The organism is Saccharothrix sp. BKS2, from assembly GCF_047689505.1.
Taxonomy (GTDB): Bacteria; Actinomycetota; Actinomycetes; order Mycobacteriales; family Pseudonocardiaceae; genus Actinosynnema; species Actinosynnema lopnurensis.
Window position 1 is genome coordinate 364,679 of the sequence record NZ_JAUQOL010000003.1, and the last position, 14,203, is coordinate 378,881.

Annotated in this window: 1 protein-coding gene; it reads right to left on the minus strand. The window is 77.2% G+C overall.

Translation table 11 applies throughout. The annotated features are described in order from the left end of the window. Positions 1-8: 8 nt before the first annotated feature. A complete protein-coding gene (locus Q5530_RS07300) occupies positions 9-14,198 on the minus strand; it encodes a MupA/Atu3671 family FMN-dependent luciferase-like monooxygenase (protein ID WP_415361474.1) in 14,190 nt (4,729 codons plus the stop codon). Positions 14,199-14,203 lie beyond the last annotated feature (5 nt).

Below are 14,203 nucleotides of genomic sequence, written 5' to 3' on the forward strand. Positions count from 1 at the left end.
CGCGACCGTCACGGCGTGCGCCAGGGCCTGCCGGCGGGATTCGCGACCCCGGCGCTCAGGATCTCCACGAACCGCGCCGCCCAGGCGGCCACCGCGTCGGCGTCGAACAGGTCGGTGGCGTACTCCAGCACCAGGTCGAGCCCTCCCGCCGGGTTGGGCCCGACCACCCAGGTCTGCTCGGCCCTGGCCACCGGCAGGGCGACGTCCACCGGGACCGCCGGGAGCACCCCGGTCAGCTCCAGGCGCGGGGCCGGTGCGCCGCCGGAGTACCCGAAGATGACCCTCGGCGGGGTGCCCGCGAACGCCCCGCCCGCGGCCTCGCCCAGCACCGGCGCGGGAACGGACTGGAGCGCCAGCCGCTGCCACACCGCCTCGGTCGCCGCCGACACCAGCGCGTCGAAGCTCGGCACGCCCGCCACCGGGACCACCACCCAGGACGAGTGCGTGAAGACCCCCACGACGTCCTCGAAGCGGGACTCCGGCCGGTTGGCCGCCCCGCACATCGACGCCGGCGCGGGGATGCCGGTCACCTCGTGGGCCAGCGCGGCGAAGGCGGCCGACAGCACCGCGAACGCCGTGGTGCCCCGGCGGGCCGCCAGCGCGTCGACCCCGGCCGCCAGGGCCGGCGGGAGGGTGGTCGTGCGGACCTCGCCGTTCCCGGTCGGGGTTCCGGCCCTCGGGCGGTCGGTGGGGAACAGCAGCGGACGGGCCCCGACCGAGGTGACGTGCTCGGCCCACCGCGCGACGGCGGCGCGCGTGGCCGGGTCGGACAGGTGGGCCGCCTCCCACTCGGTGAAGTCGACGTAGGTGGCCGACGGGCCGGACAGGTCGGGCGCCCGGCCGGCGAGGTCCGCGCGGTACAGCTCGCCCAGGTCCCCGACGAGGACCGTGGTCGACCAGCCGTCGCTGAAGGCGTGGTGCACCGCCAGCAGCAGTTCCGCGCGCCGGTCGGACACGGTGACCAGGGTGGCGCGGAACGTGCCGGTCCGGGTGAGGTCCGGCGCCTCGGCGGCGGCCGCGAGCACCGCGGCGTCCACCCCGGTCCCGGGGACCTCCACGACGCGCAGCGGCACCTCGGCCGCGACCAGCACTTCCTGGCGCACCCGGCCGTCGACCTCGCGCAGCCGGGTCCGCAGCGCCGGGTGCCTGGCCACCAGCGCGGTCAACGCGCGGCGGAGGGCGGCGACGTCCAGCCGGCCGTGCAGCGCGAACCGCAGCGCGATCGTCAGCACGCCCGGGTTGTCGCTCGCCGCGGTCACCCGGTACCCGTGCCGCTGCCCCCACCCCGCCGGAGCCCCGACCTCGACCCCGGGTTCGGCCGGCCCCACCTGCGGCGCCAGCAGCGCCGCCAGGCCGCGCACGGTCGGCCGGCGCAGGAAGGACGGCACGTCCAGCCGCACCCCCAGCTCGGCGCAGATCCGGTTCACCAGGCGGATCGCGGTCAGCGAGTGCCCGCCCAGCTCGAAGAACGTGGCCTCCGGCGGCACCGACTCCCGGCCCAGCTCGGTCGCCCACAGCGCGCGCAGCCTGCGCTCGACGTCGCTCTCCGGCGGCGCGGGTTCGGCCGGCGGGGGTGAGGCCGGAGAGGGTGCGGGCAGGGCCGACGGGGAGGCGGGCGGCGAGGGGGTGGCCGGCGAAGGTGCGAGGAGCGACGGCTCCGGCAGCGCGGCCCGGTCGACCTTGCCGTTGGTGGTCAGCGGCAGGGCGTCGAGGACGTGCCAGGTCGCCGGGACCATGTACGCGGGCAGCCGGGTGGCCAGCTCCGCGCGCAGCGCCGCGACCGCCTCCCCCGGCACGGGAACATCAAGCGCGGGAACCGCAAGCGCGAGAACCACGTACGCGGCCAGCCGCACCACGCCATCGGCCCCGGCCCAGGCCCGCACCGCCGCCTCCCGCACCCCGGGCAGCGCGGCGAGCTGGTGCTCCACCTCCCCCGGCTCCACCCGGAACCCGTGCAGCTGCACCTGCCGGTCGGCGCGCCGCAGGAACTCCAGCTCCCCGTCGGCCCGCACGCGCACCACGTCACCGGTCCGGTAGGCCCGGTCCACACCGGCGCCGGTGAACCGCGCCGCCTGCTCCGGGGTGGGCTCGGCGTACCCCCGGGCCAGTTGGACCCCGCCGAGCAGCAACTCCCCCGGCACGCCCACCGGCACCCGCCGCCCGGCGCCGTCGACCACCCGCAGCCAGGTGCCCGGGACCGGCCGCCCGATCGTCGGCGGCGCGTCCCCGGCCGGCGCGACCCCGGCAGGCGCGACCTCGGTCCAGGTCGACACCACGGCCGCCTCCGTCGGGCCGTACACGTTCCACAGCCGGAACGGCGCCCCGACCGGGGGTCGGCGGCGCAGCACGTCCCCGCCGACGACCAGGTGCCGCAGGGCCACCGAGCCGTCCGCCGGCCAGTCCTGGTCGAGCAGCAGCTCCCCCACCGGGGTGGGCAGGAACGCGACGGTGATGCCGGTGTCCACCAGCCAGTCGCGCAGCCGCGCCGGGTCGTGGCGCAGACCGGGCGGGGTGACGTGCAGCGGCGCGCCCGCGCCCAGCGCCGGCCACACCTCGATCGCGGAGGCGTCGAACCCGGGGCTGGAGAACCAGGACAGCCGGTCGGCGGGCGTCAGCCCCAGGTCGCGGCTGTACCAGCCGATCGTGTTGGCGATCGACCGGTGCTCCACCAGCACGCCCTTGGGCTCCCCGGTCGAGCCGGAGGTGAACAGCACGTACGCCACGTCGTCCGGCGTCACCGGGTGGCCGGGGGCACCGGGGCACGCGGGCAGCCGGTCGACCGGGATCGTCGGCAGCCCACCGGGCGCCTCCACGCCGGCGGTGGTGAGCACCGCCGCCGCCCCGGCCTTGCGGACCATGTGCGCCAACCGGGCCGGGGGCTGCTCCGGGTCCAGCGGCACGTAGGGCACCCCGGCGGTGAGCGCGCCCACCACGGCCGCCACCGCGTCCGCGCCCCTCGGCAGCAGCACCGCCACCGGCGTCCCGGCGGGCACGCCCAGCGCGGCGACGGCACCGGCCACGGCGGCGGACCGGGCGCGCAGCTCCGCGCGGGTGGTCACGCGCCCGTCGTCGTCGACCACCGCCGCGACGTCGTCGGCCGGCCGGGCGAGCACCCCCTCGTGCAGCAGGGCCGGGCCGTGCGGCGGTGGACCGCCGTCGCAGCAGGCGTCGAGCAGGGCGGCGTCGCCGGGGGTCAGCACGTCCAGCTCGCGCAGCGGCCGGTCCGGGTCGGCCACCGCCGCGGCGAGCACCCGCTCGTAGGTGTCGAGGACGCGGCGGGCGGTGGGGGTCTCGAACAGGTCCAGTGCGTGGTTCAGCCGGCAGCGCACGGTGTCGCCGAGGTTGGTCAGGAACAGCACCAGGTCCACCGGCGCCCGGTCGACCGCCACGTCCACCAGGGTCGCCCGCGCGCCGGGCAGGTCCAGCTCGAAGACGGCCTCGTTGTCGTACTCCACCACGGTGTCGAACAGCGGGTTGCGCAGCGGGTCCGGGTTGCCCCCGAGCGCCCGCACGATCTCCGGGAGGGGCACCTCCCGGTGCTCCTGGGCGCCGAGCACCCGGGCCCGCACCTCCTTCAGCAGCTCGGCGAACGAGGCCCCGTCGTCGACCGCGATCCGCAGCGGCAGGGTGTGCACGAAGAACCCGACCGCCCGTTCCGCGCCCGCCGGCCGGTGCGCGAAGGGCGTGCCCACGACCAGGTCGGTCCGCCCGCCGAGCACCCGCAGCGCGACGGCCCACCCGGCGAGCAGGGCCATGAACGGCGTCACCCGGTGCCGGCGCGCCACCGCCCGCAGCGCCGCGGTCACACCGGGGTCCAGCTCGCACCCGACCGACGCGCCCCGGCCGGACGGCTCCCCCGGCCGGGGGTGGTCCTGCGGCAGGTCGAGTTCGCGCGGGGCGCCCGCGAGCAGGTCGGTCCAGTAGGACAGCGACCCCGCCGACGGCGGGCGGGGCGCGGGCAGCGGGTCCGGGGCGGGCAGGGCGGCCTCGACGCCGCCGGTGGCGGCCCGGTAGCAGGCGGAGACCTCCCCGGTCAGGACCGTCGCCGACACGGTGTCGATGACCAGGTGGTGCATCCGCAGCACCAGCAGGTGCCGGTCGGGGGCGAGGCGGACCAGGTAGGGCTCGAACAGCGGCCCGCGCGCCAGGTCGAACGGCGTCGTGGTCTCCCGCGCCACCACCCGCCGCGCCGCCTCCGCCACCGACGCGCCCGGGTCCTCGCGCACCGGCAGCGCCGGTCCGGTCGGGGCGGTGACGATCCGCTTCAGCTCGCCGCCGATGTCGTGGAAGGTCGACCGCAGGCCGTCGTGCCGGGCGGTGACCTCCGCCAGCGCCGTGCGCAGCGCCCCGGTGTCCAGCTCGCCCTCCAGCGCCACGACGATCGACTCGTTGTGGGTGGGGCGGCCGGGCAGGGTCTGCTCGACGTACCAGATCTGCTGCTCGGTCGGGCTGGTGCCGCGCACGTCGACGCTCGGTTCGGCGGCGGGCGGTTCGGTGGCAGGGCCGGCGGCAGGCGGTTCGGCGGCGGGTGGCGCGTCGGCGAACATCGCGCGCAGCGCGTCGATCCAGGGCAGCCCGGCGGTGATCCGCGCGGGCGGGAGGCCGAAGTCCACGAAGCACGCCACCTCGTCCACGCCCAGCCCGGCCAGCGCGCGCACGATCGGCGCCGCGTCGTCCGGCGTGCCGATCAGCGCCCGGTCGGCGCAGTAGCGCTCGTAGGCGCGGGACAGCAGGTAGTCCAGGTCCTCGGGGTTGGTGCGGTCCAGGTCGATGGAGAAGCCGAGGCTGTTGGTCACCTGGCCGAACAGCGACAGCGACGAGCGCAGGTACGCGCAGAACGGCCCGAACGCCTCCGCGCGCACCCGCTCGGTGTCGTCGCCGAGGTAGGTGTGCAGCAGCAGCACCACCCGCCCCGCGCCGGGGTCGAGCCCGACCTCGGCCCGGGTGCGCCGGTAGAGGGCGATGTTGTCCGCCAACCGCGCCACGTCCTGCGCCATCAGGTTGGTGATGACGCCGAACCCGCCGCGCGCGGCCCGCTCGTAGCTCTCGGGGTTGCCGACGATCGCGGTGTAGAAGTCCGGTTCCGGCTGCACCGGGGTCGGGTACAGCCGGACCTCGACCTCCTCGCCGTTCCCGGCCGTCCTGGTGACCGCGTCGCCGCGCCACAGCGCGCGGATCACCTCCACGCCCTCGTACACGGCCTCCCGGTGCCGGCCGTACACCCCGGGCGCCAGCACGAAGTCCCGCGCGTGCCAGCCGCTGGCCACCCCGATCGACACCCGCCCGCCGGAGAGGTTGTCCACGACGGACCACTCCTCCGCGACCCGGATCGGGTCGTGCAGCGGCAGCACCACGCTGCCCGAGTGCACCCGCACCCGGCTGGTCTGCGCGGCGATCGCGGCGGCGAGCACGGACGGGTTGGGGAACACCCCGCCGAAGGAGTCGAAGTGCCGCTCCGGCAACCACACCGCGTGCAGGCCGCCGCGGTCGGCGAACCGGGCGGCGGCCAGGATCGCGGCGTACTTGTCGCCGCCGCGGTCGTGCGGGCGGTCGTGCGGGTAGTCGCCGAAGAAGTACAGGCTGAAGTCCGGGGTGGTCTTCCCGACCCCGGCGGGTTCCGCCTCGGCCGCACCGGTCCGGGCCGGGGCGCGGGGGATGCGCGGCGGCGCGCGGCGCGGTGCGGGCGCGGGGACCGGCCCGCCCGGCAGGAAACCGCCGCGACGCAGGTCGTGCAGCGAGTTGCGGACCGCGTCCACGACGAAGTCCACGTCCGCGTCGGTGTGCGCGGTGGAGAGGAAGAAGTTGCGCCACTCCCAGACGTGCACGCCCTCCAGCACCAGGTGGTGGAACAGCAGCTCCAGGTTGCCCCGGTGGGCGAACCGGAACAGCGAGCCGAACCGGTGCACGGACACCGGGAACCCCTCGGCGGCGAAGAAGTCGTTGAGCGTGGTGGCCAACCGCTCGGTGCGGGCGTTGACGGCCTGTTGCAGGCCGGGGCCCCGGTCGCGCAGGTGGGTCAGGACCGCCTTGGCCGCGACCATCGCCAGCGGGTGCTGGATGTAGGTGCCGCCGAAGAAGGTCGTCTCGCCCTCGGGCACGCTGTCGTCGCCGTACCGCCAGAAGCCGCCGTCGACCCAGTCCATGATGTCGGCGCGCCCCGCGACGGCCCCGATCGGGTAGCCGCCGCCGATCAGCTTGCCGTAGGTGGCCAGGTCCGCCCTGACCCCGAAGACGCCCTGCGCGCCCTGCGGGTGCGGGCGGAAACCGGTCAGCATCTCGTCGAACACCAGCACGATGCCGGTCTCGTCGCACAGCCGCCGCAGCGCGCGCACGAACTCCACCGGCTGCCGCAGCGGGTACCGGCTGGGCACGGCCTCCAGCACGACGGCGGCGATCTCCCCGGCGTGCCGGCGGATCACGTCGAGGCTCGCCTCGTCGCCGTAGGGCAGCACCACCGACTCGGCCACCGCCGACAGCGGCACCCCGGCCGACACCGGCACCGTCCGGGGCACGTCGCCGCCCGCGGGCACGGGTCGGCCGAGCACCGGGTCGAAGTGCCCGTGGTAGGAGCCGTCGAAGGTGACGATCCTGGTGCGCCCGGTGTAGGCCCGCGCCAGCCGGAACGCCGCCGAGTTCGCCTCGGTGCCGGAGGTGGAGAACGCCACCCGGTCCAGGCCGGTCAGCTCGGTGAGCAGCTGGGCGGCCTCGCCGGTCTCCGGACCGCGCGGGCCCAGCCTCATGCCGTCGGCCTGGTGGGCGGCCACGGCGTCGGTGACGAAGTCCGGGTCGTGGCCGAACATCAGCACGCCGAAACCCATGGTGATGTCGACGTAGGTGTTGCCGTCGACGTCTTCGAGGTAGGCGCCCCCGGCGCGGCGCGCGGCCAGCGGGTACAGCAGCTCCTTGGTGACGCCCCGGAACCCGACCACGGCCCGGCTGTCGGCCAGCGGGCGGCGGAAGCGCTGGGCGATCTCCTTGGAGGTCCTGGTGCGTGCGGTGTAGCGGGTGACGAGGTCGTCGAGGTGCGCGCGTTGGGCCGGGTCCAGGCGCGTGCCGGTCATGCCGGAGCCCTTGGCGATCGTCGGGCGCGGGCCGAGCTGGGTGCCCTCGGCCGGGGGCGGTGGGGGTGGCGGGGTCGGCGGGGGTGGTGCGGGGGTGGACGGGCTGCCCGAGAGCAGGGCCAGCTGCTCGGACATGATCCGGGTGAACCGGTCCATCAGGTTGAGCTGTTCCCGCACCACGGCTTCGTGCCCGGTGCCGGGCGTCGGTGGAGGTGGGAGTGGGGGTGTGAGGGCGGCGGCGGGGGGCGGGACAGGCGCGGTCAGCAGGGCCGTCCCGGAGGCCGCCGGGACGGCTTCCGGGGGAAGTGCCGGCCCGGCGGGTGCCGGCCCGGTGGGTGCCGACGCGGGAAGTGCCGACGCAGTGGGTACCGGCTCGGGGGTCGGCACGAGTTCGGCGCGCCGGTCGGCCGACATCCGCTCGGTGATCACCCCCGCCAGCCGGACCGGGGTGTCGACCTCCTCGAACAGCTCCCGCATCGCCACCCGCACGCCGAAGGCGACCTCCAGCTCCCGCACCATGTTGATCATCAACAGCGAGTCGGCGCCCAGGTCGAAGAACGGCACGTCCGGGGCGATCCGGTCCGGGTCGTCGCCCAGGTGGCGCGCGGTCAGCTCGCGCACCCGGGTCAGCACCACCCCGTCCGGGTCGCTGCTCTGCACGACGGGCACAGCGGGCACGACGGGCACGGCGGGCGCACTCCCCTGGTCGACGGACGTGGTCACGGGCTCGGGCACCGGGTCGATCCAGTGCCGGGTGGGCCGGAACGGGTAGGTGGGCAGCGGCACGCGCCTGCCGCCGGGGGCGAGCGCGGCCCAGTCGACCTCGACGCCGTTGCAGAACAGGGCGGCCAGGCCGGGGACGACGGTGTCGGCACCCCGGCGGCGCAGCGGCAGCCAGGTCGTGCCCGCCCACTGCCCGCCCAGCGCCGACAGCACCCCGGACGGGCCCAGCTCCACGAACGTCGTGTGGCCGTCCGCCACCAGCCCGTCGACCGAGCCGCGGAAGTCCGCCGTGCACCGGGTGTGCGCGCGGACGTGGTCGGCGCCCGGCACCGTCCCCTCCGCGAGCACCACTCCGGTCCCCGAGCGCACCGGCAGGGCCAGCGGCCGCCACGCCAACCCGGCCGCCTGCCGGCCCAGCGCGTCCAGCACCGGGTCGACCGCGTGCGTGTGGAAGGCCCGGTCGACGGCCAGCCGCCGGCACCGCACCCCGCGCGCGGTCAGCGACCGCTCCGCCTCCGCCACGGCGCCCGGCGCCCCGCCGAACACGGTGTGCCCGGGTCCGTTGCGCACCGCCACCGACAGGCCGGCCAGGTCCTCCGGGACCTCGTCGAACACCGCCAGCAGCGCGCCCTCCGGCAGCGACTGCACCAGCGCCCCGCGCACGGCGGCCAGGTGCAGGGCGTCCTCCGGCGACAACGCGCCCGCGACCGCCAGCGCCGCGTACTCCCCCGCGCTGTGCCCGACCACGGCCTCCGGGCGCACGCCCAGCTCGCCCAGCAGCGCCACCTGGGCCAGCTGCACGGCCAGCAGCGCCGGTTGCAGGGTCGCGGTCGTCCACGCGTGCGGCTCGCCCAGCAGCGGCGGCAGCAGGTCGACGCCCCAGTCCCGGCGGTGCCGGTCGAGCAGCCCGCGCAGCACGGCCGCCGACCGGGGGTGCGCCAGCAGCGACGTCCCCGCGCCCGCGCAGTCCACCCCCTGGCCGGCGAAGGCGAAGACCAGCGGACCGGGGTGCCCGGCGACCCCGCGCACCGACCCGCCCGACCGCAGCTCCCGGGCGGTCCCGGCGGCGTCCCGGCCCCACGCCACCAGCCGGTGCGGCAGCCGCCCGCGCCCCGCGCCCAGCGTGGTCAGCACGTCCGCCGGGCCGGCTCCGGCGAGCGCGTCGGCGGTGGCCTCGGCCAGCAGCGACAACGCCTCCGGTCCCCGCGCCGACAGCGGTACCACCCACGGCGCGTCCGGGTGCGGCGGCGGGGCTTTTTCGGCAGTCCCTCCCGCAGCCCCTCCCGGGACCGGCTCCGGTGCCTGCTCCAGCACGACGTGCGCGTTCGTCCCGCCCACGCCCAGCGCGGTCACCCCGGCCCGGCGGACCCCCGGCAGCGGCCACGGCGTCGGCGCGGTGGGCACCGCGATCAGGCCGTCGTCCAGGCGCAGCGCCGGGTTGGGGGTGTCGAAGTTCGCCTGCGGCGGCACCGTGCCGGCGCGCAGCGCGAGCACCGCCTTGAGCAGCCCGGCCATGCCCGCCGCGCTGTCGAGGTGGCCGATGTTGGGCTTGACCGACCCCACCAGCAGCGGTTCCGACCGCCCGGCGAACGCCGCGCGCAGCGCCTCCACCTCGATCGGGTCGCCCAGCGCGGTCCCGGTGCCGTGCGCCTCGACGTACCCGACGGACCCCGGCTCCACCCCGGCCGCCGCGAGCGCGTCGCGCACCACCGCCGCCTGCCCGGCGACGCCGGGCGAGGTGTAGCCGACCTTGGCCGCGCCGTCGTTGTTGACCGCCGACCCGAGGATCACCGCGTGCACGGTGTCGCCGTCGGCCAGCGCCGCCCCCAGCGGCTTGAGCAGCACGGCCGCGACGCCGTTGCCGCCGACCGTGCCGTCCGCGGCCGCGTCGAACGCCCGGCACGCGCCGGTGCCCGACAGGATCGACCCCGGCTCGTACCGGTACCCAGCGGCCCGGGGCACGTGCAGCGCCGCCGCGCCGGCCAGCGCCATGTCCGCGTCGCCCGCCAGCAGCGCGGTGACCGCCGAGTGCACGGCGACCAGCGAGGTGGAGCAGGCGGAGCGCACGGTCAGCGCGGGCCCGGTCAGGCCCAGCCGGTACGCCACGCGGGTGGCCAGGAAGTCCGGCTCGTTGCCGATCGCCACCTGGAGCGCGGCCAGCTGGTCGCCGGGGTCGGCGCCGCCCAGGTTCTCCCGCAGGTAGGTGCGCAGCGAGTACAGGGTCATCCCGGAGCCCGCGTAGACCCCGGTCCGGCCGGCCGCCCCGGCGTACCCGGCGTGCTCCAGCGCCTGGTGGCAGACCTGGAGGAACAGCCGCTGCTGCGGGTCGGTGACCGCCGCCTCGGCCGGGCTGATGCCGAACAGCTCTGCGTCGAAGCCCGCGATGTCGTCGAGCGCGCCGCTGACCGGCACGTACGCCGGGTCGTCCACCAGGGGCGCGGGCAGGCCCGCGGCGATCAGCTCGTCCCGGCTGAACCGGGTGGTGCTGACGACCCCGGCGAGCAGGTTCTCCCAGTACCGCTCCAGCGTCGGCGCGCCGGGGAACCGGGCGGCCATGCCGATGATCGCGACGCGCCGGTCACTCTCGACGCCCCGGCGCGGACCGGTCGGGTCGGTGCCGGTCAGCTCGGTCAGGTGGGCGGTCAGCGCGGCCTCGTCGGGGTGGGCGAACAGCGCGGTCAGCGGGAACTCGCGGCGCAGTGCCCGCTGGAGCTCGGCGTGCAGCCGCACCAGGCCGAGTGAGCCGAGGCCCGCCTCGTGGAACGGGGTGTCCGGGGCGGTGCCGATCGGCAGGACCCGGCGCAGGGTGTCGCGCACCAGCTTGCGCACGCCCGCCGCGCCGGCGGTCGGGCGCTCGGTGGTGCGCTCGGTGGTGCGCACCGGACCGGGCGCGGCCGCCTCCCCGACCGACTCCCCCGCCGCCTTCCGGGCCGCCCACCCCGCCGCGTTCCCGGTCCTCCTCCCGGCCGCCCTCCCCGACTCCCCCACCCCTTCCTCAGCCGGCACAACGGGCAGGTCGACGCCGAACGCGTCGCGTCCCGGCGTCCTCGCGCCCTCCAGGGGTTCGGCGGGCAACATGCGCCGGGCGGCGGGGTTGGCCCGGTCGACGCCGAGCAGGATCGTGCCCGGCGGCTGGTGCAGCGCGGCGGTGAACAGGGCTTTCCCGTCGGCGGCGGTGAAGTCGAGCAGCCTGCCCCGGTTGGCCGCCTCCCGGTGCTCGTGCTCCGCGTTGAGGCCCGTCGACCGCCACAGGCCCCACACCAGGGTGTGCACCGGGTGGTTCGCGCCGAGGTGCTCGGCGACGGCCTCCAGGTACCGGTTGCCCGCCGCGTAGGCACCCGAGGCCACCGCCGGGAACCAGGCCAGCAGGGAGGAGAACGCGATCAGCCCGCTGCCCGGCCGCCGCCGGACCACCTCGGCCACCGCGAGCGACCCGGCCACCTCCGCCCGGGTCCGCGCCCGCCACCGCTCGGCCGTGGTGTCGGCCAGCAGGGCGGACTCGTAGGTCCCGGCCAGGTGCAGCACCCCGGCCAGCGGCTCGCCCCACGCCGCCTCCGCCTCGGCGACGGCCGCCTCCAGGCCGGCCGCGTCCGCCACGTCGACCCGCGCGTAGCGCACGTCGGGACCCAGCCCGTCCAGGTCGACCGCCGGTCCCCGGCCGACGACCAGCAGCCGCAGCCCCAGGTCGGGCAGCACGACCCGGCCGATGCCGCCCAGCCCGCCGGTCACCAGCCAGCAGCTGCCCGGCCCGGTCGCCGGGGACGCGTCCGGGACGGGCTCGACCGGCTCCAGCGCGCGGACCAGCGGCCGGTCGCGCCAGGCGATCACCGGCTCCTGGTGCACCCAGGTCAGCGCCTCCGCCAGCAGTTCCGGGTCGTCGTCCCGGCCGGGCAGCTCCAGGTGCCAGGCGCGCAGCTCGGGCCGTTCCAGGGCGGCGGTGGCGGCGATCGACGCGGTCAGCGCCGCCGCGCACCCGCCCGCCCGGCCGACGGTGACCAGCTCGCCCGCCCAGCCCGCTCCGGCCAGCCGGGCGACGAGGTCCAGCACGGGGATCGACGCCCGCTCCTCGTCGGGGCCGGCGACCAGGACCAGGACGTCCGCGTCGAGGTCGTCCGGGTTCACGCGGTCCTGGTCCAGGGCCCGCGCGCCGGGCACGGCGGCGACCAGGGCCGGGTCGCCGACCACGCGGACCCGGCCGGGCGAGCGGCCGGCGGGGAACGCGCGGGGCGTCCACACCGGGCGGTGCAGGGCGTCGGGCAGGGTGGTGCGGGCCGCTTCCGCCAGCTCGACCGCGCGCACCCGGTCGTCCAGCTCGCCGCGCAGCAGCCTGCCGCGCATGGCCGTGCGCTGGACCTTGCCGCTGGTGGTCTTGTCGAAGGCGTCCCGGTCCACGGCCACGAGCAGCACCGACACCAGGCCGAACCGCTCGGCCAGCCGCCGCCGGACCTCGCCCACCACCCGGCCGGTCAGCCCGGCGGCGGGCACGAACACCACCGCCAGCCGCTCGCCGCCGTCCGGCGCGGGCGCCCCGAAGGCGCCGACGAAGCTCGTCGCGACCCCCGGCAGCGCCCCCACCACGTCCTCGATCTCGTGGCAGTAGTAGTGGACGCCGTTGTTGATGATGATCTCCTTGGCCCGCCCGGTGATCGTCACCCGGCCGCCGGCCACGAACGCGAGGTCCCCGGTGTCGAACCAGTCCCCGTCGGGGAACGCCTCGGCGTTGGCCCCGGGGTTGTCGAGGTAGCCGGGGGTGATGCGCTCCGAGCGTCCCTGCAACCGGCCGATCCGCAGCTCCGGCAGCACGGTCGTCCCGTCGGGCCCGGTGACGCGGAACTCCGAGCCGGGCGCGGGGCGGCCCACGCTCAGGAACGTCGAGCTGCCCGCGACCGGCTCCGCGAGCAGCTCCAGCCCGCCGCCCCCTGCCTGCCGCACGTGCTGCACCGCGTCCGGGCCGAAGGGCTGGTAGGTGATCGCCGTGCACGTCTCGGCCATGCCCCAGGCCAGCAGCACGGTGTCGGCGGCCACCCCGAACCGGGCGGTCGCCGCCACGAACCGGCGCACCACCGGTTCCGTGCACTGCTCGCCCGCGTTGACCAGCGCGCGCAGCGGGGTCAGGTCCCAGGTGCGCGCCGGGTCGGCGGTGGCGAGCGCGTCGGCGACCAAGCCGAACCCGAAGTTGGGCGACCAGCTGTGCTGCGCCCGGTACTCGTGCAGCAGGTCCAGCCAGCGCAGCGGGTCGGCCAGCACGTCGGCGGTGGGCACGTGCACGTTGTCGCAGCCCAGCACCACCGGGCCGAAGTGGTACATGACGACCCCGGCCACGTGGTCGAGCGGCAGCCAGTTGACGAACACGTCCCCGGTGGCCATCCGGCTGACCTGCCGCGCCGCCTGCGCGTAGCGGACCAGGCCGCGGTGGGTGACCTGGATGACCTTGGACCTGCCCGTGCTGCCCGAGGACAGCTGGAGCACCGCCACCTCGTCGGGCTCCGGCCGGCGCACCTCCGCGACCGGCTCGGCGGCCGCGCACGCGCCCAGGTCGAGCACCCGCATCGAGGTCAGGCCGGACCGCTCGGCGTGCCCGCGCAGCCCGGCGACCGTGGCGCCGCCGGAGAGCACCACCGGTTCGCCCAGGTCGCGCCAGGCGTGCTCCAGCTTGTCCAGCACCGCGGTGCGCTCGGCGTAGGTCGTGGACTGGGCCACCGCGACCGGGCGGACGCCGCCGAGCAGGCACGCCCACAGCGCGGTGAGGTGCTCGGCCAGCGAGGGGGTGTGGAGCACCGCCGCGTCGCCCGCCGCCAGCCCGGCCGCGCGCAGCCCGGCGAGCGTGCGCCGGGCCCGGTCCAGCAGCTCGGGGTAGGTCAGCACCCGGGCGGCGCCGCGCTCGACGACGTGCACGCCCCGGTCCGGGTGCCGCCGGGCCGCCGCGAGCAGCGCCTCGACCAGCGTGGCGGGGTCGTCCTCGGCGAGGTCCGGGGCCTCGCCGGCGGTCAGCGAGGGCGGCCCGGTGAGGTCGGCGCCGACGACGTCGTCCAGGGTGGGGGGCGGGCCCGCCACCCACTGCGGGGGCAGGTCGACGAACTCGGCCAGGTGCCGCCGCCCGGTCGTGGGCGGTGGCAGGGGCACCGGGGTGGTCACCGACTCCGGCACCGGCAGCCGCCGCAGCGCCGCCTCGTCGGGCTCGCCGTCGCGGTCGCGCGGGATCGACGAGAGCGCGGAGACCAGCAGCGGCCGGGGGTCGCCGTCGAGCGCGCCCAGGGCGCTCACCACGCGGCGCACCCGGTCGGGCGCCACGCCCGGTCGTGGCACGACGTGGGCGACCCGGACGGTGCGGCCGTCGGTGGTGGTGGCGACCAGCACGGCGACGTCGGCCACCAGCGGGTGACCGGCCAGGGCGATCGGCGAGGTGTCGGGCACGGCGG